Source organism: Falsiroseomonas selenitidurans (assembly GCF_012103215.1).
Lineage (GTDB): Bacteria > Pseudomonadota > Alphaproteobacteria > Acetobacterales > Acetobacteraceae > Falsiroseomonas > Falsiroseomonas selenitidurans.
Genome location: NZ_JAAVNE010000003.1, coordinates 1 through 20,096, shown reverse-complemented (window position 1 = coordinate 20,096; position 20,096 = coordinate 1). Strand labels below are relative to the sequence as shown.

Below are 20,096 nucleotides of genomic sequence, written 5' to 3'. Positions count from 1 at the left end.
ACCTACAGCCGCACGCCCTGCGTGGCGTAGCGCTGGTCGGCGGTCTGCTGGAATCGGGCATCCAGCACCGCATAGGCGCCGATGGCGAGGACGATGGCGGCGATGGCACCGAGCAGGACGGATTTCATGCGGGCGGGCTCCCCAGGGCGCTGAAGCGCAGCCTCCTGTATCGGATCAGCCGGGCGCGTGTGCAAGACCGGGTTGCGCCAGAAGCCGCTCGGCCTCCGCCAGATCCTCCGGCGCATTGGCGTTGAAGAAGGGGTCGATGGGGTCTGCCGGCCAGTCGGCCCAGGCGATGCCGTGCCGCGCCGTCCAGCGGTCGATCTTGCGCTCCCCGCCCTGCAGCGCCGCGCGCAGATCCTCCCGCAGTGCAACGGGCCACAGCCCGATCGGCGGATGCGTCTGCCCGGCGGAGCGCGCGCAGGCCAGCGGCACGCCCGCCGCCGCCCGGGCCTGGTGCAGCCGCGCCACCAGGTCGTTCGGGATCAGCGGCGAATCGCCGGGGACGGAGGCGACCCAGGGCAGGTCCGGCCGCTGCGTGGCCGCCCAGTCCAGCGCCGCCAGGATGCCGGCGAGCGGGCCGGGATGGTCCGGCAGCCCGTCGCCCACCACGGGCAGGCCCCAGGCGGCGAAGCGCGCGGGGTCGCCATTGGCGTTCAGGATCACCGCCGCCGCCTGCGGCCGCAGCCGCCCCAGCACATGGTCCAGCAGCGGGCGGCCGGCCAGGTGGCGCAGCGGCTTGTCGCCGCCGCCCATGCGCCGCGCCAGCCCGCCGGCCAGCACCACCGCCAGGGTTTCAGGGTGCATCGCCGGCCTCCATCGCCGCGGCGCTGTTCTTGCGCCAGTGCCGGGCGCTTTCCTCCGGCACCTGGGCTGCGTCGGCGTCGAAGACGATGCGTGCTTCGCCCGCCAGGGCGACGAAGCGGCGGCCCTTGCAGCGGCCGATCAGCGTCAGGTTCGCCTCCCGCGCCAGCTCCACCCCCCAGGCGGTGAAGCCGGAGCGGCTGATGAGGATGGGAATCCCCATGCGGACGGTCTTGATCACCATCTCCGAGGTCAGCCGGCCGGTGGTGTAGAAGATCTTGTCGCCCGGCGCCTCGTTCTCGCGGAACATCCAGCCGGCGATCTTGTCCACCGCATTGTGCCGGCCGACATCCTCCATATAGGCGATGGGCTGGTCCTGCCGGCACAGCGCGCAGCCATGGATGGCGCCGGCTTCCAGGTACAGGCTCGGCAGCGTGTTCAGCGTGTGCAGCAGCCGGTACAGCCAGCTGGTGTGCAGCACCGCCTCCGGCGGCAGGCGGATGGTGGCGAAATCCTCCATCAGATCGCCGAAGGCAGTGCCCTGGGCGCAGCCGGAGGTCAGGGTCTTCTTGCGCAGCTTGGCCTCGAAATCCGTGCGCGCCTCGGTGCGGACGACGACGACCTGCAGATCCTCGTCATACTCCACGCCGGTCACCCGGTCCTCGCGCCGCAGCATGCCCTGGTTCAGCAGGTAGCCCAGCGCCAGGTCCTCCGGCCGGTCGAGGATCGTCATCATGGTGACGATCTCCTGCCCGTTCAGATACAGCGTCAGCGGGCGCTCCACCGTCACACTGGTCTCGACGGGCTGGCCGGCCTGGTCGAGCCCGCGCAGCCGGCGGGTCAGGCGCGGGTCCGAAGGGTCGGGCTGGACGCGAAGCGGGTGTGTCATGGGCCGAAGGGTGGCGAAGCCCGGCCCTGGCTGCAAGCTTGCCACACCATGCATGCGATTGCAGGCAAGGCTCCCGCTGCGCGGCCGGGGGGCATTTCAACTTTTCGGCAACCTGTTATTGTCGAATCGTGATCAGCACAACCTCGGCACCCTCCCCCGACGCCTTTGCGCTCGACCTCTACACTGCCCTGCTGGATGGTCGCGGGCTGGCGCGCGCCGTCGCGCCGCTGGCCCGGGCGCTGGGCACCAGCACCCATGCGGTGCACCTGATGCAGTACGAGCAGGGCGTGCTGCGTGAAAGCCGTTGCGAGGGCAATGGCCTGGCCGCCGATGTGACGGCCGAATACGACAGCCACTGGATCCACCAGGACCCCTGGGCACGCGCCGCCGCCCGGCACGGCGACGGCGTGCTGAACCTCGCACGCGCCGTGCCCATCCCGGCCTATCGCGCCGCCCCCATCTGGAACGACTGGAAGGCGCCGCGGGATGGCGCCTTCCATTGCATCTCAGCCCTGGTGCGGGCGCCGGACGGCATGGTGGGGCGCATCGCCTTCCATCGCTCGGTGCGGGCGGAGCCCTTCGGCCCGGCGCAGGAAAAGCTGCTGGAGCCGATCTACCCGCATCTGCGCCGGGCCCTGCTGGCGGAAGCGCGGCTCGCGGCCGGCGGCTGGCACACGGCGCGGGCGCTGCGCGCCGGCTTCGCCGCCCTGCGCCAGGGCGTGGTGCTGCTGGACCGCAACCGCCGCATCGTCGCCACCAACCCGGCGGTGGAAGCCATGTCGCGGCAGCAGGATGGGCTGGCGCTGCTGACCGAGGGCGGGCTGCTGAGCCCGAATCCGGAAGCACGCCAGGCGCTGCAACGCGCCATCGGCTCCGCCATCGCGGCGATCTCGGGCCAGGTGAAGCTGATGCCGGATGCCGCCAGCGTCGCCCTGCCACGGCGCAGCGGCGCCGCGCCCTACCTGGTGCAAGCGCTGCCGCTGCGGCGGCTGGAGGCGATGGGCATGCCGGAGGGCTTCACCGGCGTGATGCTGCTGGTGACGGATGACGTGCAGCGCCCGCGGCCGCGCGCGCCGCTGCTGCGCCAGGCCTTCGGTCTGACCCCAGCGGAAGGCGCCCTGGCCGCCTCGCTGGCCGCCGGGCGCAGCCTGGCGCAGCACGCGGCGCAGCGGCGGATCAAGGTGGGCACCGCGCGCGGCCAGCTGGCCGCCGTGCTGCGCAAGACCGGCTGCGACCGGCTGGCCGATCTGACGGCGCTGCTCGGCCGCCTGACCGGCTGACCGCCGCCACGCCTTCAGCCGCCGCGCATGGAGAAGGGACGCATCAGGAAGGCCGCGCCCCAGCCCCAGGCGCCGTTCAGCAGCACCGCCCGGGCCCAGACGATGGTGTTGCCGCCGGCCCACATCGGCGCGCCGCGCAGCTCCGCCACCAGGGTGAAGCCCACCACGCTGCACACCACGCCGCCCAGCACGAAGCCGGTCAGCAGATCCGGCATCCGCGCCCAGCGCACCAGCCCGGCCAGCACGACGCCCCACACCCCGCCCCAGAAGGCAAGCGACAGCACCTGCGGCACGCCGAGCGGCGGAACGGAGCGGATGTTGAAGCCGGCGCCGCCGGGGCGGAAGGCGTCCGGCACGCCCAGCAGCTTCAGCAGCGGGAACTGGTGATACAGCAGGAACAGCGTGCCCTGGTGGAACACCACCACCGCCAGTGCACCGCAGATGAAGCCGACCAGCAGAACCTTCTTCATCGCGGCAATCCCCAGCCTGTCGCATCAACCTAGAGCATCTTCAAGCCCGGCGGAATCGCCTGACCTCGCGGAAGATGCATCGCACCCGGAAGCTGGCGCCGGTGTGGCTGGAACCCGGCGGCCTGGGCTATTCCTCATCGGCCAGGTCCTCCGGCCGGCGCAGCGTGTCGGTGTAGCGGACGCCGTTGTTCAGGTAGAATTCGTCACGTGGGAAGACATCCGTCAGCAGCACCGGGGGGCGAGGGTCCCCGGGCGCCCAGGCCAGGGCCGGCTGCGCGAACATCCCGTCATAGTCGCGGAACTCCCGGTTGCCGCGGCCGAGATGAGCCGTCACCTCAGGCTGCGCGAAGCGCCGCGCCAGCCGTGCCGGGTCATAGGGGATGGGGCTGTCCGAGCCGATGAGCACGGAGCCCGGCATCAGCAGCAGCGTGTGCGGGAACACCGCCGCGAAGGTCGCGACCACCCGGCGGCTCGGCCCCCACTGCACATAGAGGCCGCCCGGCGCCAGCCGGCTTCGGACCTGGCGCAGGAATTCGGCGGAGTAGAGCAGGCCGGAATGCGAACCCTCCGGCAGGATCGCATCGGCCTGGATCACGTCATACAGCTGGTCCCCGCGCGCCAAAGCGCGGCGGCCATCGCCATACTCCAGCGCCCAGCGGGGGTTGGAGACCATCTCCGCGATCGGGCTGGCTGGGTAGCGGGCGGCGATCGCCGCATGCGCGGTCAGCACCGGCCCCACCAGCTCGATGGCGCGGACCGACTGCGTGCCGGCGGCGACGCCCGCCGCCCAGGGCGTGCCGCCCGAGCCGATGCCGATGCACAGCACCGCCTTCGGGTCCGGATGCAGCAGCGGCCCGACGGCGCCGAGGAACTGGTGGATCGGCAGGAAGGGGATGCGCCCCTGGCTGAAGCCCTGGATGAAGAAGGGGCCGTGCGGCCCGGCGCCGGGCCGGTTGTCGTCACGGAAGAAGGCGATGCCGGAGCGGTCCTCGGACCAGGAAACGGTCTGCCCCGGCTGTTCCGCATGCAGGCGCGACCACAGCGCCGCATTGCCCGGCAGCGCCACCAGCGCCAGGGCGCAGGCGGCGGCCAGCGCCAGCTCCGGCCGCCGCCGGCGGCCGGCGCGCCACAGCCAGCCCAGCATCAGCAGCAGCGACAGCGCCGCCAGCAGCCGCAACGTGCCGGCGGTGCCGATCAGGTGGAAGGTCACCAGCCCGGTCAGGATGGATCCCGCCGCATTGCCCAGGATGTTGGCCAGCTGCACCCAGCCGACGCGGGCGCCGACGCTGGCCAGGTCCTGCTGCACGGCGCGCTGGACGAAGGGGAAGGTCATGCCGATGAGGAAGCTCGGCGGGCCCACCACGGCCAGCGTCAGCAGCACCGTCGTCACCAGCCCGCCATCGCGCAGCCGGTGCATGTCGGCGGAGACGAATTGGTTGATCGGCCAATGCGGCAGTGCCCAGACCAGCAGCAGGATCAGCGCCGCCCCCAGGGCGAAGCCGCCCGCCTGGGTCAGGAAGAAGGCTGGCCGCGGGTCGCGCAGCCGCCGGACCAGGCGGGATGCCACGGCGATGCCGGCGCCATCCGCCAGCAGGAAGATGCCAAGGACGGTGGGGAACAGATAGGCATGGTATTGCCCGACCTGCCCCATCAGCCGCACCCAGACGATTTCCATTGCCACGATGATGTAGCCCGAGAGGAACACCAGCAGGCACCACAGGCGCAGGCTGCCGAAGGGCTCCGCCGCCGCGGTGGCGAGGCGCGCCGGCGGGGGCGGTGCGGTGCGGGGCAGCCCCGGCAGCAGCGTCAGCGCCAGCAGGGCCGCAAGGACATCCAGCCCGGCCGCCAGGGCCAAGGCGCCGACGAAGCCCAGATTCCCCACAAGCACCCAGCCGCCCAACAGGGCGCCCAGCCCGGCCCCCAGCGTGTTCAGCCCGTAGAGGCTGCCGATGCGTTCCGCCACCGTCTCCAGGCTGGTGGCCACCGCGCGCGCCAGCAGTGGCAGGGAGGCGCCCATCAGCGTGGTCGGCAGCACCAGCCCGGCAAAGCACAGCGCGAAGATCGCCGCCGGGTTGTCCACCACCCCGGCGAGGTCGGTCGCCAGGACATCATACAGGAACAGCTTGGAGACCAGGGCGAAGCCCGCCACCCCGGCCTCCGCCAGCGCGAAGCCCAGCAGGGCGTGGAAGGGCGAGAGCCGGTCGGCCAGCTTCGCCCCGATGATCGACCCCAGGCCAAGCCCGGCCAGGAAGGCGCCGACGACGAGCGCGGCCGAGATGGTGTCGGAACCCGCAAAGATGCCGAGCATGCGCTGCCAGACGATCTGGCACAGCAGGGCGGCGAAGCCCGAGCAGAAGAAAGCGATGGCCAGGCGTGGCATGCCCGGAACCTCCCCCCAGAAGCGCCGAAGCCCCCCTTCTGACGCCGCGACGATGATTGCCGAATACGGAATTTTACGTAACCAGCCGGCCATGTTCCGGCCATAAAATGACAGAGTGGCAATCTTTCGCCGCCCTTGCGGCGAAAGGCCCGGCCGCGCACCCTGCGCCCCCTGTCGTTCGGGAGGATTGCGGTGAACGGAGCCGAAAGTCTGGTGCACACCCTGCTGGCCTCGGGGGTGGACACATGTTTCGCCAACCCCGGCACCAGCGAGATGCATTTCGTCGCCGCGCTGGACCGCATCCCGGGCATGCGCTGCGTGCTCGGGCTGCAGGAAAACGTCGTCACCGGCATGGCGGACGGCTATTTCCGCATGGCGGGGAAGCCGGCGGCGACGCTGCTGCATTGCGGCCCCGGCCTGGCGAACGGCCTGGCCAACCTGCACAACGCGCGCCGTGCCCGCTCCGCCATGGTGAACTGCGTCGGCGACCAGGCCACCTACCACCGGCCGCTGGATGCGCAGCTGACCGCGGACACCGAGGGTTTCGCCCGCGGTGTCTCCGGCTGGGTGCGGACCGTGGAGAAGGCGACGCATGTGGCGCGCGACGCGGCGGTGGCCGTGCAGGCGGCGCAGACCTCCCCGGGGCAGATCGCCACGCTGATCCTGCCCTCAGACGTCTGTTGGGACGAGGCGCCGGATGGCCCCGCCGCCGCCCTGCCGGTGCCCGCCGCGCCGCAGGCGGACCCGCTGGCCATCCGCAACGCCGCCAACGCGCTGCGCGGCCGCAAGGATGTGCTGATCCTGCTCGGCGGCCTGGCGCTGACGCAGCAGGCCCAGGCGCTGGCCTGGCGCGTCGCCCAGGCGACCGGCGCGCATGTGCTGGCGGAGATGTCCAACAGCCGGGTGGAGCGGGGCCAGGGCCGCCTGCCGCTGGAACGGGTGCCCTATCCGGTCGATCTCGCGATCGAGGCGCTGAAGCCCTACACCACCATCATCCTGGTCAACAGCAAGGCGCCGGTGGGCTTCTTCGCCTACCCCAACAAGCCGTCCCGCCACCACCGGGAAGACGCCGACATCCTGCTGCTGACGCGCTACGAGGCCGACCCGATCCAGGCGCTGACGGCGCTGGCCGAGGAGCTGGGCGCGCCGGCCGCCGCCATCCCGGACCCCGGCCCGCGGCCGGAACCGGGCCGCGGCGTGCCGACGCCCGAAGGCCTGGCGCAGACGCTGGCGGCGCTGATGCCGGAACAGGCGGTGATCGCCGATGAATCGGTGTCCTTCGGCCGCGGCTTCTACAAGTTCACCCACAACGCCCCGGCGCATGACTGGCTGCACATCACCGGCGGCGCCATCGGCTGCGGCATCCCGCTGGCCACCGGGGCGGCGATCGGCGCGCCCGGGCGCCGCGTGGTGAACCTGCAGGCCGACGGCTCCGGCATGTACACGCTACAGGGGCTGTGGACCCAGGCGCGGGAGAAGCTGCCGATCACGACGATCATCATCGCCAACCGCAAATACCAGATCCTGCTGGGCGAATATCAGGGCGTCGGCGCCAATCCGGGCCGCACGGCGATGGACATGCTGGACCTCGGCAACCCGAACCTGGACTGGGTGAAGCTGGCCAGCGGCATGGGCGTGGAGGCGGCGCGCACCAACACGCTCGAAGGCGTGGCGGATTTGATGCGCCAGAGCTTCGCCAGTGACCGCCCCTTCCTCATCGAGATGGAGGTCTGACGCGCATGGACATGAACCTGGCCGGCCGCCGCGTGCTGGTCACCGGCGGCTCCAAGGGCATCGGCCTGGCCTGCGCCCAGGCTTTTGCCCGCGAGGGCTGCGACGTGGTGCTGGTGGGGCGCGACGCCGCGACGCTGGGCGCGGCGGCGGATGCGCTGCGCGGCGCCGCCCAGGTGCGGGTGGAGACGCTGGCCGCGGACCTGTCCCAGCCGATCGAGCGCGAACGCCTGCACGCCGCCTTCCCGGAGGTGGACATCCTGGTGAACAACGCCGGCGCCATCCCGGCGGGCCGGCTGCAGGACATCCCCTTCGCCCGCTGGCAGCAGGCCTGGGACCTCAAGGTCCTCGGCTACATCCACCTGTGCCAATTGTACTATCCGGGGATGGAAGCGAAGCGCGCCGGCGTCATCCTGAACATCATCGGCATGGCCGGGCGCGCGCCGCGCATGGGCTACATCTGCGGCGGTACCGGCAATGCGGCGCTGGTTGCCTTCACCTCCGCGCTCGGCGGCGCGGCCCAGGCCAGCGGCGTGCGGGTGCTGGGCATCAACCCCGCGGCGACGCGGACCGACCGCATGGAGACCCAGGCCCGGGTCAACGCGCAGCTGCAGTTCGGCGACCCGGCGCGCTGGGCGGAGACGCTGACCGGCCTGCCCTATGGCCGCCCGATCGAGGCGTCGGAGATCGCCGATCTCTCGGTGTTCCTCGCCTCGCCGCGCGCCGCTTATGTGAACGGTACCGTGGTGGATGTGGATGGCGGAGGAATGTTCCGCGCCTGATGGCGCGCGGTGGTTGCGATACCATCATGGTAGCGCCACATAGCTCTTGTCCCGCCTTAATAGCTGCGTTTACATCTGCCTGCCTCGCCTGCACGATGGGCGGATGCAGGGGACGGAAGGGCGGCGCCATTCCGGCGCATGGCCACGTTGCGGGGCGGCTCTGCCGCGTCACCAGCCAGCCCCGGCAGGCAAGCGGGGTGGTCTGAGGCATGAGCATCCGCGGCCGATTGTTCTGGCTGGTGGCCGTTGCGACGCTGGTACCAGCCCTGCTGGTGGGGCTGCGCTTCCTGCAGGACCGCCAGACGCAGATCGCGGCGGCGACGGAACGGCTGCTGACCACCGCCAATGCCGTCAGCCTCGACCTGAACGATCGAATCCTGTCCACCGGCCAGCTGCTCTATGGCCTGAGCCGGGCGCAGGACCTGCTCACCGGCGACCGCGACGCCTGTTCCGCCTTCCTGGCCAGCGTGCGGGAACAATACCCGCAATTCACCGGCATCCTGTCCATCACCCCGGAGGGCGACCTGTTCTGCGATTCGCTGCAGACCGGGCGCAGCCTGGATCTGCGCGACCGCACCTATTTCCAGAGCGCGCTGCAGGGCGAGTCGGGCGTGGTGGTGCAGCCCGCCTTCGGCCGGCTGACCGGGCTGCCCGTGCTGCAGGTCGCCTGGCCGCGGCGCGGCGCCGGCGGTGACCTCGCCTTCGTCCTGCTCGCCTCGCTCAACCTGGGCGACTTCCTGAAGGAGCAGGGGCGACTGATGGAGCCCGGGCTGGAGGTGGCGCTGGTCGGGCCGGACGGCATCGTCCTGGCCTGGGAGGGGGCGACGGACCATGGCGCGCCGATTGGCGAGCCCCTGGCGGATCCCGGGCTGCTGGGCTTCCTCGAACCCTCCGACCAGGGCCCGGCGGTGGCGCTGCGCGATGTCAGCGGCGCCACCTGGATCTGGGCGGTCAACCGCGATGCGGGCGCCACCCGGACCGGGCTGCGCGTGCTGGTGGGCCAGCGGCGGGCGGAGCTGGTGGCGGCGGCCGATCTGCGGCTGCGCCAGGACCTCACCATCCTGGCGCTGATCTCGATCGGCCTCGCCGTGGCGGTGTGGCTGATCGGCGAGGTGGGCATTCGCCGGCAGGTGGTGCGGATCAGCGACATGGCGGTGCGGCTGGGCCAGGGCGACCTGTCGGCCCGCATCCTGCCGCCGCATCCGGGCGGCGAGCTGGGCGGTCTGATCGCCGTGCTGAACCAGACCGCCGCCTCGCTCCAGCGGCAGCGGGAAGCGATTGCGGAGCTGGACCGCAAGCTCCTGCAGGCGCAGCGGATGGAGGCGGTGGGCCAGCTGACCGGCGGGCTGGCGCATGATTTCAACAATTTGCTGACCGTCATCATCGGCAGCGCCGAATTGCTGGCAGAACGGCTGGAGCATGACCCGGACCTGCTGCAGCTGGCCGAGACCACCCGGATGGCGGCGGAACGCGGCGGGGAGCTGACGCGCAGCCTGCTGGCCTTCGCCCGCCGCCAGCCCCTGGAGCCGCGCGCCACCGATGTGGGCGCGGAGCTGCGCCGGATGGAGATCCTGCTGCGCCGCACGCTGGGCGAGCATGTGGAGTGCCGCTTCGACCTGGCGCCTCGCCTGCCGCCCGCGCTGGTCGATCCGGCCCAGCTGGAGGCGGCGCTGTTGAACCTGGTGCTGAACGCGCGCGACGCCATGCCGCAGGGCGGGCTGCTGACGGTGGAGACCGCGGCGGTGGAGCTGGATGCCGACTATGCCGCGCAGCAGGAGGAGGTGACGCCGGGCGAGTACATCGCCATCGCGGTGACCGACACGGGTCGCGGCATGCCGGCGGAGGTGCTGGCCCAGGTCTTCGAGCCCTTTTTCACCACCAAGGAATTCGGCCGCGGCAGCGGGCTCGGCCTCTCCATGGTCTATGGATTCGTCAAGCAGTCCCGCGGCCATGTGCGCATCTATTCCGAGCCGGATCATGGCACCACGGTGAAGCTGTACCTGCCGCGCGCGCCCGAGGACGGGCCCGGCGCCCGCCGTTCCGGCGCCCGCCTCGCCACGGTGGGCGGGCATGAAAGCGTGCTGGTGGTGGAGGATGACGACATGGTGCGCGCCCATGTGGTGGGTGAGCTGACGCTGCTCGGCTACCAGGTGCTGGCGGCGCGCCATGGGCAGGAGGCGATGGAAATCCTGCGCAGCGAGGTGCCGGTGGATGTGCTGTTCACCGATGTGGTGATGCCCGGCGGCATGTCCGGCCCGCAGCTGGCCGCCTCCGCCCTGCTGCTGCGGTCGGGGCTGCGCGTGCTGTACACCTCCGGCTATACCGAGAACGCCGTGGTCCATCACGGCCGGCTGGATCCGGGCGTGGTGCTGCTGAGCAAACCCTATCGCCGCCAGGAACTGGCGGAGAAGCTGCGCCAGGTGCTGCGGACGGAGGCGGGATGACGGCATCGGCAATCAGTTTCGAGGCGGCGGTGCCGATCGTGCGCATCTTCGACGTGGCAAAGGCCCAGGACCATTACATCGGCTTCCTGGGTTTCACGGTGGATTGGGAACACCGCTTCGGCGCCGATTTCCCGCTCTACTGCCAGATTTCGCGCAGCGGGCTGCGGCTGCACCTCTCGGAGCATGCCGGCGATGCGACGCCGGGCGGCAACATGGTGGTGTACCTGTCCGGCCTGCGGGACTTCCATGCGGAACTCGCCGCCCGTCCCTACCGCTACGCCCGCCCCGGACTGACCGACCAGGCATGGGGCCTGGAGATGCAGGTCGCCGACCCCTTCGGCAACCGCATCCGCTTCATCGACCGCCGCACCGTCTGACGGAGCCTCAGATCCGTTCGATCTCCGCCCCCACGGCCGAAAGCTTGCGCTCGATCGCCTCATAGCCGCGGTCCAGGTGGTAGACGCGGTTGACGATGGTCTCCCCCTGCGCCGCCAGCCCGGCCAGCACCAGGGACACGCTGGCGCGCAGGTCGGTCGCCATCACCGGGGCGCCGGACAGCTTCGGCACGCCGCGCACGATGGCGGACTGGCCATGATACTTGATGCGCGCACCCATGCGGGTCAGTTCCGGCACATGCATGAAGCGGTTCTCGAAGATCGTCTCCGTGATCATGCTGGCGCCCTCGGCCACGCACATCAGCGCCATGAACTGCGCCTGCATGTCGGTGGCGAAGCCGGGGAAGGGCTCCGTCATCACATCGGCGCCGCGCAGGCCGTTGCTGCGGGTGATGCGCAGCCCGGCCGTCTCCTCCGCCACATCCACCCCGCATTCGCGCAAGGTTCGCACCACGGCGCCGAGATCGACCATCCTGGCGCCTTCCAGCAGCACCGTGCCGCCGGTGATGGCGGCGGCGCAGGCATAGGTGCCGGCCTCGATCCGGTCCGGGATGATCGGGTGCGTCGCGGCGCCGAGCCGCTTCACCCCCTCCACCACAAGGCGGTCCGTGCCGATGCCCTCGATCCGCGCGCCCATGCGCATCAGGCACATGGCGAGGTCGCCGATCTCCGGCTCCCGCGCCGCGTTCACCAGCTCCGTCGTGCCTTCGGCCAGGGTGGCCGCCATCAGCAGGTTTTCCGTGGCGCCGACGCTGACCTGCGGGAAGATGATGCGCGCGCCGCGCAGGCCCTGCGGCGCCTTGGCATGCATGTAGCCGCCTTCCAGGTCGAAGACGGCGCCCATTTGCTCCAGCCCCTTGATGTGCAGGTCCACCGGGCGGGTGCCGATGGCGCAGCCGCCGGGCAGGGAGACCCGGGCCTCCCCGAAGCGGGCCACCAGCGGGCCGAGCACGAGGACCGATGCGCGCATCTTGCGCACGAGGTCGTAGGGCGCTTCCAGATTGTCGGCCGCCCCGGACAGCACCAGGCGGCGCTCGGCCTTGTCCTGCGTCACCTGCATGCCGTGCTGCACCAGAAGGTGGCGCATGGTGGTGATGTCGGCCAGGTCCGGCGCGTTCTCCAGCGTCAGCGGGCCCTCCGAGAGCAGGCCGGCGGCCATCAGCGGCAGGGTGGCGTTCTTGGCGCCGCCGATCGGGATGCGGCCGGAGAGCGGCTTGCCGCCACGGATGCGGATGCGGTCCATCAGCTGTGTTTCCCTGGCCGGATCGACGTGGCGTGGCGGGCGGCCCGTGCCGCCGGCCGTCTCATAGCTTCGGCAGCGCGACGCCGCGCTGGCCCATGTACTTGCCCTTCCGGTCGGCATAGCTGACCTCGGGCGGGGCGCTGCCCTGCAGGAACAGGAACTGGCAGATGCCCTCATTGGCATGGATGCGGGCCGGCAGGGGGGTGGTGTTGCTGATCTCGATGGTCACCTGGCCCTCCCATTCGGGCTCCAGCGGCGTGACGTTCACGATCAGCCCGCAGCGCGCATAGGTGGATTTGCCGAGGCAGATCACCAGCACGTCGCGCGGGATGCGGAAGTATTCGATGGTGTGGCACAGCACGAAGCTGTTCGGCGGGATGATGCAGGTCTCCCCCCGCCGTGTGACAAACCCCTGGTCCGAGAACACCTTCGGATCCACCAGCGCATTGTCGACGTTGGTGAAGATCTTGAACTCGTCGGCCAGGCGGGCGTCGTAGCCGTAGCTGGACAGGCCGTAGGAGATCACGCCCTCCCGCCGCTGGCTTTCGACGAAGGGCTCGATCATCCCCGTCTCCTGCGCCATGCGGCGGATCCAGGTATCGGGCATGATGGACATGGCGGCGCGGCCCTCTGGCGATCGGGTGCGCGGGGTTAGCCGATGCGGGCGGGCGCGTCCATCAGCCTGCCTCCTCGGCCGGGTTCGGTGCCGCCCCGCCCACCGCCGGGGGCGCCTCGTCCACCGCCGGCGGCGCCTCGCCCACGGCCGGCGGCGCCGTCCGCGCGCGGGCCTGCGCCTTGCGGCGGCGCAGATTGTCGCGCAGCGCCGCGGCGAGCCGGGCCTCCCGCTCGGTCTGCGCCGGGCGCTTCGGGGCGGGCGGCTTCCCCTCCATGCTCAGTCCAGCCGGATGCCGGCATCCCGCACCACCGCCGCCCAGCGCGTCACCTCCGCCGCGACGAAGGCGCTGTAGTCGGCGGCGGACATCCGCCGCGGCGTCGCGCCAGTCTCCACCAGCCTGGCGCTGATCTCGGGCGTGGCCAGCGCCGCCAGCACCTCCGCGTTCAGCTTCGTCACGATCGCTTCCGGCGTGCCGGCGGCGGCGGAAAGGCCGAACCAGGTGGAGGCGACGAGGTCCGGATAGCCCAGCTCCTTGAAGGTGGGCAGGTTGGGCCAGCCCGGCACCCGTTCGGCCGCCGTCACCGCCAGCAGGCGGAAGCGTTCGTTGCGCCCGGCCTCCACCAGCGTGGTGATCATGGATTCGAGGGCGCCGCCGGCCACGTCGTTCATCATCGGGCCGCTGCCGCGATAGGGCACATGCGTCGTCTCGATGCCGGCGGCGCGTTGCAGGATGGCCTGCTTGGCGTGGGAGGAGGTTCCATTCCCCGGCGAGCCGACATTCAGCCCCGGCCGCGCCTTCGCCGCGGCGATGAAATCCGCCAGGCTGCGGATCGGGCTGCTGACATTCACCGCCAGCACCGAGGGGATCTCCGCCATCAGCGCCACATGCGCGAAGTCGCGCACCGAATCATAGGGCATGGAGCGGTAGACGCTGGGGCCGACGCCGAAGCTGGCGATGTTGGAGACGATCAGCGTCTGTCCGTCGGGCGGGCTCTTCGCCACCAGATCGGAGCCCAGCGTGCCGCCGGCGCCGGCGCGGTTCTCCACCACGAAGGTCTGGCCGAAGACCGTGGTCAGCCGGGCGCCGACCAGGCGGGCGATGAAGTCCGTGGTGCCGCCGGGCGGGAAGGGGACGATGACGCGCACCGGGCGGGCCGGGTAGCCGGCCTGTGCCAGCGCCAGGGAAGGCAGGGCGAGGGAGGGCGCGGCCAGGGCACCCGGCAGCAGGGACAGAAGGTGGCGGCGACGCATGCGAAAATCCTCCGCTCGGATGGCGCGGCAGTAAGCCCTGGCGGGGCCTGACGGACAAGCGACTTGCATGCCAGTTTGTGCCGCCACCGGGTGGAGGAGAGAGCATGACGGTCGAATATGCCCCGCGGGGGCTGGTGGGCGTGCTGACGCCGCAGGCCAACACCACGGTGGAACCGGAATTCGCCATGCTCTGGCCGCCCGGCATCGCCATGCTGAATGCGCGGATGACCAGCAGCAAGCCGACCATCATCGCCCGCCTGCTGGACTATCTGGCCGAGTTGCCCAGCGCCGCGGCGCAGTTCGCCAATGCCCCGATCGACGCCCTGGCCTTCGCCTGCACCGGCGCCAGCTACTATGCCGGGGTGGCGGAGGAGGATGCGCTGGTGGCGCGGATGCAGGATGCGCTGGGCATCCCCGTCATCACCGCCGCGCTGGCGGTGCGCGATGCGTTCCACGCGGTGGGGGCGGAACGCATCGGGCTGGTCTCGCCCTATCCGGACGATCTGACCGGCGCCGCCGTGGACTACTGGACCGCGCGCGGCTTCGAGGTGGCGGCGGTCTCCCGCGGCGCCATGGCCGATGGCAGCTTTCATCCCATCTACGCCATGACGGCGCAGGGTGCCGCCGCCGCCCTGGCCGCGCTGCCGGCGGGGCGCGTGCAGGCGGTGGCCATGCTCGGCACCGGCATGCCGACGCTGGGGCCGATCCTGGGGCAGCCCTTCCTGGGGGAGGCGCCCGTCACCTCCTGCATGCATGCCTTGGCCTGGCGCAGCGTCTGCGCGGTGACGAAGCAGGCGCCGGAGGCCGAGAATTTCCTGGCCTGGGTGCGCGGCGAGGGCTGGGGTGCCCGCTACCGCGAACGCATGGCTGCGAAGGCGGCATGAGGGCAACCGCTCAAGCCCGGGGTCCGGCATAACCCCCGGCATAACCCGTTGAGTGACCCGCGCCCCGAGCGCGCTGGAGCCGTTTCACCGCAGGCGAAGACGGTGAAACGTTCAGGCGCGCAGGGAATTCGGCACCCGGCCGCCCTGCTCCGCCAGCTTCGTCATCACCTGGCGATGCAGCCAGAGGTTGAGCGTGGGCAGGTCCGCCATATCGCCATGGTAGCGCAGTTCCTTCGCCAGCTCCCGCCGCGAATCCTGCGTGGAATCCAGGCCGAGCAGCTTCAGCAGGTCGACGATCGAACGCCGCCAATCCAGCTTCTGCTTGGAGGCGGAGGCCAGCTTCATCAACACCACCTCCACATCCACCGGCGGCACCGCAACCGGCTTGGTGCCGGGCGTTGCGGCCATGGCGTCAGGCTCGCCCAGGATCTTGGTACGGATGGATAGGAAGATGCTCAAGCGGACTGCTCCCGAAGGCCAAGGCGGCCCGTCGGCTCCATAGCCGAAAACGCGCCGCCTTGCTTGGTCCGCTCATCGATTCGGGGTGATCCAGTCCCGCAGCAGGGCATCCAGCGCCGCCGCCGCCTCATAGGCCACCCAATGGCCGGCGCCGGGCACCACGGCCACGCGCGCATCCGGCCGCGCTTCCTTCAGCGTCTCGATGCGACGCTGCAGGTTGGGCCAGGCCACCGCGTCGCGCTCCCCCCACACGGCATTCACCGGCACGCCCTGCGCCGCGGCCAGCGCATCCTTCAGGTTGGCGGAAGGCGCGAATTGCCGGCTTTTCAGCCGCGCGGCCTGGGAATTGATCTCCTGGATCGCCAGCGCCAGCGGGTCGATCCTCTCCGGGTCGGCGAACATCAGCGCCGCCAGGTTGTGGCGGTGGGCGGCCACCCTCTCCGCGCCCTGCTTGTCCCGCACCTTCACCAGGCTGGTCGGGCTGCGCGGCGTGCCCAGCGCGCCGGCGCCGCAGATGGTCACGCTGCGCAGCCTCGGCGCCAGCAGCCGCGCCACATGGCCCGCGGTGATGGCGCCGAAGGAGAAGCCGACCAGGTCCATCGCGGCCGTGTCCGCCACGATCCCGGACAGGCCCTCCACCAGCACGCCGGCGATGGTCGCCGGGTCCTGCGGTTCCGGCGGGTCGTCGCTTTCGCCCAGGCCCGGCAGGTCGGGCGCGATCACCATCCGCTGCGCCGCCAGCCAGGGGATCTGCTTCACCCAATGCCGCCAGGACCCGCTGCCGCCGTGCAGCAGCAGCACCGGCGCACCGCCCGGGGCGTTCCACACCCGCCAGACCATCCGGCCCGCGCCGCACGGGGTCTCATGCCGCGTGGCGGCGGCTTCCAGCCCCGCCAGCATCAGTAGCTGCGGGGCAGGCCGAGCACGCGCTCGGCGATGTAGCAGAGCACCAGCTGCGGGCTGACCGGCGCGATGCGCGGGATCAGGCTTTCGCGCAGCAGGCGTTCCAGGTGGAATTCCTGCGCATAGCCATAGCCGCCCAGGGTCATCACCGCCTGCTGGCAGGCGTTGAAGCCGGCCTCGCCGGCCAGGTATTTTCCGGCATTTGCCTCGGCACCGCAGGGCAGGCCCTGATCGTATTTCCAGGCGGCCTGCATCACCATCAGCCGCGCCGCTTCCAGCTGCATCCAGCAGGCGGCCAGCGGGTGCTGGATGGCCTGGTTCTGGCCGATCGGGCGGCCGAAGACCACGCGGTCCTTCGCATAGGCGCTGGCGCGGGCGATGGCGGCATGGCCGATGCCGATCGCCTCCGCCGCGACCAGGATGCGCTCCGGATTGAGGCCATGCAGGATGTAGTCGAAGCCGCGGCCTTCCTCGCCGATGCGGTCCGCCTCCGGCACCTCCAGCCCGTCGATGAACAACTCGTTCGAATCGACGCCATGCCGGCCCATTTTGGGGATCTCGCGCACCTGGACCTTGCTGCGGTCGAGCCGCGTGTAGAACAGCGACAGGCCCTCGCTGCGCTTCCCTACCCGCTCCAGCGGCGTGGTGCGGGCCAGGATCAGCATGCGGTCGGCCACCTGCGCCGTGCTGATCCAGACCTTCTGGCCCTTGATGACGTAGCCTGTGTTGCTGCGCGCCGCGAAGGTCTTGAGCTGCGTTGTGTCGAGGCCGGTGTTGGGTTCCGTCACCGCGAAGCAGGCCTTCTCGGCGCCGGCGATCAGCGGCGGCAGCATGCGGTCCTGCTGCGCTTCCGTGCCATGCACCACCACCGGCATGGGGCCGAAGATGTTCATGTGGATGGCCGAGGCGCCGGTCATGGCGGCGCCGGATTGGGCCACCGCCTGCATCATGATGGCCGCCTCCGTCACGCCGAGCCCGGCGCCGCCGACGCGCTCGGGCATGCAGATGCCGAGCCAGCCATCCTCCGCCATGGCGGCGTGGAATTCCTGGGGGAAGCGATGGCCACGGTCGGCCGCGAGCCAGTAGTCATCGCCGAATCGGGCGCAGAGCCGCGTCACGGCGTCGCGCAGCGCCTCCTGCGCCGGCGTCAGGGCAAAATCCATGGGTTGGCTGTCTCCTTGCCCGACAGCGTGCCAAGCTGGCGGCGAAGCGCAACCCTTGGTGCCGCATGCCCCTGTTCGACCCGGCCGACTTTCTGATCCCCGCGGGCCTGGTGCATGTCTGCGCCGCCGGCGAGACGCCGGTGCTGCACGCCCAGGCCATGGCCCTGTCCCGCCATGCGCTGGACAAATCCACCGGCCCCGCGGGGCGCGCCAAGCTGGATGCGGAGGTTGAACGGCTGCGCGCGCGGCTCGCCGCCTTCTGGTCCGTGGAGACGGGCGATATCGGCCTCGTCGCCTCGGTGGCGGAGGGGATGTCCCTGCTGGTGGAGAGCCTGGACTGGCGCCCCGGCGACAATGTGCTGGTCGATCGCAACGAATACGCCTCCGTCGTCGCGCCGCTGTCGCTGCGCGGCGTGGAACTGCGCTTCGTGCCGATGGCGGAGCCGGAGGCCGTTGCGGCGGCGGCCGATGCGCGGACGCGGATGGTCGCGGTCTCTGCCGTCTCCTACCTCGATGCGCGGCGGCACGACCTGGCGGCGCTGCGGGCGGCAGCCGATGGGGTGGGGGCGCTGCTGGTGGTGGATTTCACCCAGGCCAGCGGCTGGATGCCGATCGAGGCGAGCATCGCCGATTTCGCCTTCTCGGCCTGCTACAAATGGATGCTGGGGATCACCGGCACGGCCATCGCCTATTGGAACCGGGCGCGCCAGCCCGGCTGGGCGCCGGCGACGGCGGGGTGGTATTCCATCGTCACCGGCCCGCGGCCGGACTACGCGGCGAAGCTGGCGCTGCGCCCCGATGCCGGCCGCTTCACCCGCGGCAACCCGGCCCATGCGCCCTGCTACGCGCTGCATGCCGCCTTGGACCACCATGAGCGCTACGACCGCGCCGCCGTGCAGGCGCATGTGCAGGCGCTGACCGTGGCGCTGCTGGCGCGGCTGGATGCCGCGGGCATCCCCAGCATCACCCCGCCCGATCCCCGCCGGCACGGTGCCAGCGTCTGCATCGCGCATGAGCGGGCGTCCCGCGTGGTGGAGGGCATGGCGGCGCGCGGCGTGCTGGCCTGGAATGGCCGCGGCCGCATCCGCATCAGCTTCCACGGCTACAACACCCTGTCGCAAATCGACCCCATCATGTGCGCCCTGACGGCCGCATTGTCCGACTGAGGAACCGACGAAGATGCTGCAAGCCCCGCCCGCCGAACCCGGCATGCGCGAGGAGGATGTCGAGACGCCGGCGCTGCTGCTGGACCTCGATGCCTTCGAGCACAACCTGGACACCATGGCGGCGATGCTGGCGCCGACCGGCGCGAAGCTGCGTGCCCATGCCAAGACCCACAAATCCCCCATCATCGCCCTGGCCCAGATGCGGCGCGGTGCCATCGGCCAATGCGTGCAGAAGGTGGCGGAGGCCGAGGCCCTGGCCTGGGGCGGCGTGCCGGACATCCTGGTGAGCAACGAGGTCATCGCGCCGCGCAAGCTGGCCCGCCTGGCGGCGCTGTCCTCCATCGCCAGGGTCGCCGTCTGCGCCGACGGCGAGGCCGGCATTGCCGCCATCGAGGCCGCGGCGGAAGCCGCCGGGCTGCGGATGACCGTGCTGGTGGAAATCGACTGCGGCGCCGGCCGCTGCGGCGTGGCGCCGGGGCCGGAAGCCGTGGCACTGGCGGAGCGCATCGCCGGCAGCCGGCATCTGGTGTTCGGCGGGCTGCAATCCTACCACGGCAGCGCCCAGCACCGCCGCACGCCGGAAGCCCGCGCGGAGGCCATCGGGGCCGCGGCGGAGGAGACGCGCCGCACCGTGGAACAGCTGCGCCAGCGCGGCCTGGCCTGCGCCATCGTCGGCGGCGCCGGCACCGGCAGCTTCGCGCATGAGCTGGCCAGCGGCGTGTGGAACGAGATCCAGGCCGGCTCCTACGCCTTCATGGATGCCGACTACGCCCGCAACGAGGACCCGCCGCCGTTCCGGCAATCCCTGTTCGTGCTGTCCCAGGTAATGTCGGCGCCGAAGCCGGGCGTGGCGGTGCTGGATGCCGGGCACAAGGCGGTGGCGGTGGATAGTGGCCTGCCGCTGGTGCACGGCCTGCCCGGCGTGACCTATGCCGGGGCGTCCGACGAGCATGGCAGCCTGAAGGCGGAGGACCCCTCCCTGCTGCCGAAGCTCGGCCAGTCCGTGCGGCTGGTGCCTGGCCATTGCGACCCGACGGTGGACCGCTACGACTGGTATGTCGGCGTGCGGAAGGGAAGGGTGGAATGTCTCTGGCCGGTGGCGGCGCGGGGCGGCATGGCCTGACCTCGCGGGCGCGGCCGGCGCGGGGCCGCCCGGCTCAGCGGCGCGGGCGGGGCGGGGGCAGGGGCTGGCGACAAGGGGATCCACCCCCTCGTGACAGAGATGATCCGCTTCTA

The 20,096-nt window shown here is 71.3% G+C and carries 20 protein-coding genes; 8 read left to right on the top strand and 12 right to left on the bottom strand.

Annotated elements, in window-relative coordinates:
* Positions 1–2: 2 nt before the first annotated feature.
* From HEQ75_RS28680 to fdhD, 3 genes are read right to left on the bottom strand one after another with little or no spacing between them, the layout of a single operon-like run.
* Entirely contained in the window at positions 3–128 is a 126-nt protein-coding gene (locus HEQ75_RS28680) for a hypothetical protein (RefSeq protein ID WP_268887702.1), read from the bottom strand.
* A gap of 46 nt (positions 129–174) precedes the next feature.
* Entirely contained in the window at positions 175–807 is a 633-nt protein-coding gene (mobA, locus tag HEQ75_RS02790; RefSeq protein WP_168027407.1) for a molybdenum cofactor guanylyltransferase MobA, read from the bottom strand.
* Positions 797–1,693 (bottom strand): formate dehydrogenase accessory sulfurtransferase FdhD, encoded by an 897-nt coding sequence (fdhD, locus tag HEQ75_RS02785; RefSeq protein ID WP_168027406.1) that lies wholly within the window; start codon positions 1,691–1,693, stop codon positions 797–799. Before fdhD ends, mobA begins: the two co-directional genes overlap by 11 nt.
* Positions 1,694–1,821: 128 nt before the next feature.
* Between fdhD and HEQ75_RS02780 the strand changes: the two genes are divergently transcribed.
* Positions 1,822–2,973 carry a nitrogen regulation protein NR(II) gene (locus HEQ75_RS02780; RefSeq protein ID WP_168027405.1) on the top strand — a complete coding sequence of 384 codons (1,152 nt, stop codon included), beginning with the start codon at positions 1,822–1,824 and terminating at the stop codon, positions 2,971–2,973.
* A gap of 14 nt (positions 2,974–2,987) precedes the next feature.
* Here the strand turns inward: HEQ75_RS02780 and HEQ75_RS02775 are convergent, their stop codons facing one another.
* Together HEQ75_RS02775 and HEQ75_RS02770 are read right to left on the bottom strand one after the other, a co-directional pair.
* The gene (locus tag HEQ75_RS02775) at positions 2,988–3,443 is read right to left on the bottom strand and encodes a hypothetical protein (protein ID WP_168027404.1); all 456 of its coding nucleotides are present in this window, start codon (positions 3,441–3,443) and stop codon (positions 2,988–2,990) included.
* 127 nt (positions 3,444–3,570) lie between these two features.
* Positions 3,571–5,823, bottom strand: a complete 2,253-nt coding sequence (locus tag HEQ75_RS02770) for a fused MFS/spermidine synthase (protein ID WP_168027403.1) — start codon at positions 5,821–5,823, stop codon at positions 3,571–3,573.
* Positions 5,824–6,015: 192 nt separating this feature from the next.
* Here HEQ75_RS02770 and HEQ75_RS02765 point away from each other — a divergent pair, with 192 nt between their 5' ends.
* From HEQ75_RS02765 to HEQ75_RS02750, 4 genes are all read left to right on the top strand, one after another.
* Positions 6,016–7,557: an acetolactate synthase large subunit gene (locus HEQ75_RS02765; protein ID WP_168027402.1), complete on the top strand. Its 1,542-nt coding sequence runs from the start codon at positions 6,016–6,018 to the stop codon at positions 7,555–7,557.
* A 5-nt stretch (positions 7,558–7,562) separates the two neighbouring features.
* A complete protein-coding gene (locus HEQ75_RS02760) occupies positions 7,563–8,336 on the top strand; it encodes a short-chain dehydrogenase/reductase (protein WP_168027401.1) in 774 nt (257 codons plus the stop codon).
* A 209-nt stretch (positions 8,337–8,545) separates the two neighbouring features.
* Positions 8,546–10,780 (top strand): ATP-binding protein, encoded by a 2,235-nt coding sequence (locus HEQ75_RS02755; RefSeq protein WP_168027400.1) that lies wholly within the window; start codon positions 8,546–8,548, stop codon positions 10,778–10,780.
* Positions 10,777–11,157: a glyoxalase superfamily protein gene (locus tag HEQ75_RS02750; RefSeq protein ID WP_209318317.1), complete on the top strand. Its 381-nt coding sequence runs from the start codon at positions 10,777–10,779 to the stop codon at positions 11,155–11,157. Before HEQ75_RS02755 ends, HEQ75_RS02750 begins: the two co-directional genes overlap by 4 nt.
* Positions 11,158–11,164: 7 nt before the next feature.
* Here HEQ75_RS02750 and murA read toward each other — a convergent pair whose 3' ends face one another.
* The 4 genes from murA to HEQ75_RS02730 all read right to left on the bottom strand — a co-directional run bounded on the left by murA (position 11,165) and on the right by HEQ75_RS02730 (position 14,285).
* Positions 11,165–12,418, bottom strand: coding sequence for a UDP-N-acetylglucosamine 1-carboxyvinyltransferase (murA, locus tag HEQ75_RS02745; protein WP_168027399.1), 1,254 nt, complete (start codon positions 12,416–12,418; stop codon positions 11,165–11,167).
* A gap of 61 nt (positions 12,419–12,479) precedes the next feature.
* Complete coding sequence (gene dcd, locus HEQ75_RS02740) at positions 12,480–13,034, bottom strand: dCTP deaminase (protein WP_168027398.1); 555 nt, start codon at positions 13,032–13,034, stop codon at positions 12,480–12,482.
* A gap of 61 nt (positions 13,035–13,095) precedes the next feature.
* Positions 13,096–13,308, bottom strand: coding sequence for a hypothetical protein (locus HEQ75_RS02735; protein WP_168027390.1), 213 nt, complete (start codon positions 13,306–13,308; stop codon positions 13,096–13,098).
* A gap of 2 nt (positions 13,309–13,310) precedes the next feature.
* Positions 13,311–14,285: a Bug family tripartite tricarboxylate transporter substrate binding protein gene (locus tag HEQ75_RS02730; protein WP_168027397.1), complete on the bottom strand. Its 975-nt coding sequence runs from the start codon at positions 14,283–14,285 to the stop codon at positions 13,311–13,313.
* A gap of 104 nt (positions 14,286–14,389) precedes the next feature.
* Here HEQ75_RS02730 and HEQ75_RS02725 point away from each other — a divergent pair, with 104 nt between their 5' ends.
* Positions 14,390–15,169: a maleate cis-trans isomerase family protein gene (locus HEQ75_RS02725; RefSeq protein WP_168027396.1), complete on the top strand. Its 780-nt coding sequence runs from the start codon at positions 14,390–14,392 to the stop codon at positions 15,167–15,169.
* A gap of 111 nt (positions 15,170–15,280) precedes the next feature.
* Here the strand turns inward: HEQ75_RS02725 and HEQ75_RS02720 are convergent, their stop codons facing one another.
* The 3 genes from HEQ75_RS02720 to HEQ75_RS02710 form a co-directional block, all read right to left on the bottom strand.
* Complete coding sequence (locus HEQ75_RS02720) at positions 15,281–15,628, bottom strand: DUF3597 domain-containing protein (protein WP_168027395.1); 348 nt, start codon at positions 15,626–15,628, stop codon at positions 15,281–15,283.
* A gap of 72 nt (positions 15,629–15,700) precedes the next feature.
* Positions 15,701–16,528 (bottom strand): alpha/beta fold hydrolase, encoded by an 828-nt coding sequence (locus HEQ75_RS02715; protein ID WP_168027394.1) that lies wholly within the window; start codon positions 16,526–16,528, stop codon positions 15,701–15,703.
* A complete protein-coding gene (locus tag HEQ75_RS02710; RefSeq protein WP_168027393.1) occupies positions 16,528–17,694 on the bottom strand; it encodes an acyl-CoA dehydrogenase family protein in 1,167 nt (388 codons plus the stop codon). The genes HEQ75_RS02715 and HEQ75_RS02710 overlap by 1 nt, the downstream gene beginning before the upstream one ends.
* A gap of 65 nt (positions 17,695–17,759) precedes the next feature.
* On the opposite strand from HEQ75_RS02710, the gene HEQ75_RS02705 reads away from it, so the two are divergent.
* Together HEQ75_RS02705 and HEQ75_RS02700 are read left to right on the top strand one after the other, a co-directional pair.
* Entirely contained in the window at positions 17,760–18,860 is a 1,101-nt protein-coding gene (locus HEQ75_RS02705; protein WP_168027392.1) for an aminotransferase class V-fold PLP-dependent enzyme, read from the top strand.
* 13 nt (positions 18,861–18,873) lie between these two features.
* Positions 18,874–19,983 carry a DSD1 family PLP-dependent enzyme gene (locus tag HEQ75_RS02700; RefSeq protein ID WP_168027391.1) on the top strand — a complete coding sequence of 370 codons (1,110 nt, stop codon included), beginning with the start codon at positions 18,874–18,876 and terminating at the stop codon, positions 19,981–19,983.
* The last annotated feature ends 113 nt before the right edge of the window (positions 19,984–20,096 follow it).

Excerpts from the sequence above, each read along its gene's own strand:
- HEQ75_RS28680 (WP_268887702.1), bottom strand. The coding sequence starts at position 128 with ATGAAATCCGTCCTGCTCGGTGCCATCGCCGCCATCGTCCTCGCCATC.
- mobA (WP_168027407.1), bottom strand. The coding sequence starts at position 807 with ATGCACCCTGAAACCCTGGCGGTGGTGCTGGCCGGCGGGCTGGCGCGG.
- fdhD (WP_168027406.1), bottom strand. The coding sequence starts at position 1,693 with ATGACACACCCGCTTCGCGTCCAGCCCGACCCTTCGGACCCGCGCCTG.
- HEQ75_RS02775 (WP_168027404.1), bottom strand. The coding sequence starts at position 3,443 with ATGAAGAAGGTTCTGCTGGTCGGCTTCATCTGCGGTGCACTGGCGGTG.
- HEQ75_RS02770 (WP_168027403.1), bottom strand. The coding sequence starts at position 5,823 with ATGCCACGCCTGGCCATCGCTTTCTTCTGCTCGGGCTTCGCCGCCCTG.
- HEQ75_RS02760 (WP_168027401.1), top strand. The coding sequence starts at position 7,563 with ATGGACATGAACCTGGCCGGCCGCCGCGTGCTGGTCACCGGCGGCTCC.
- HEQ75_RS02755 (WP_168027400.1), top strand. The coding sequence starts at position 8,546 with ATGAGCATCCGCGGCCGATTGTTCTGGCTGGTGGCCGTTGCGACGCTG.
- HEQ75_RS02750 (WP_209318317.1), top strand. The coding sequence starts at position 10,777 with ATGACGGCATCGGCAATCAGTTTCGAGGCGGCGGTGCCGATCGTGCGC.
- murA (WP_168027399.1), bottom strand. The coding sequence starts at position 12,418 with ATGGACCGCATCCGCATCCGTGGCGGCAAGCCGCTCTCCGGCCGCATC.
- dcd (WP_168027398.1), bottom strand. The coding sequence starts at position 13,034 with ATGTCCATCATGCCCGATACCTGGATCCGCCGCATGGCGCAGGAGACG.
- HEQ75_RS02735 (WP_168027390.1), bottom strand. The coding sequence starts at position 13,308 with ATGGAGGGGAAGCCGCCCGCCCCGAAGCGCCCGGCGCAGACCGAGCGG.
- HEQ75_RS02730 (WP_168027397.1), bottom strand. The coding sequence starts at position 14,285 with ATGCGTCGCCGCCACCTTCTGTCCCTGCTGCCGGGTGCCCTGGCCGCG.
- HEQ75_RS02725 (WP_168027396.1), top strand. The coding sequence starts at position 14,390 with ATGACGGTCGAATATGCCCCGCGGGGGCTGGTGGGCGTGCTGACGCCG.
- HEQ75_RS02715 (WP_168027394.1), bottom strand. The coding sequence starts at position 16,528 with ATGCTGGCGGGGCTGGAAGCCGCCGCCACGCGGCATGAGACCCCGTGC.
- HEQ75_RS02710 (WP_168027393.1), bottom strand. The coding sequence starts at position 17,694 with ATGGATTTTGCCCTGACGCCGGCGCAGGAGGCGCTGCGCGACGCCGTG.
- HEQ75_RS02705 (WP_168027392.1), top strand. The coding sequence starts at position 17,760 with ATGCCCCTGTTCGACCCGGCCGACTTTCTGATCCCCGCGGGCCTGGTG.
- HEQ75_RS02700 (WP_168027391.1), top strand. The coding sequence starts at position 18,874 with ATGCTGCAAGCCCCGCCCGCCGAACCCGGCATGCGCGAGGAGGATGTC.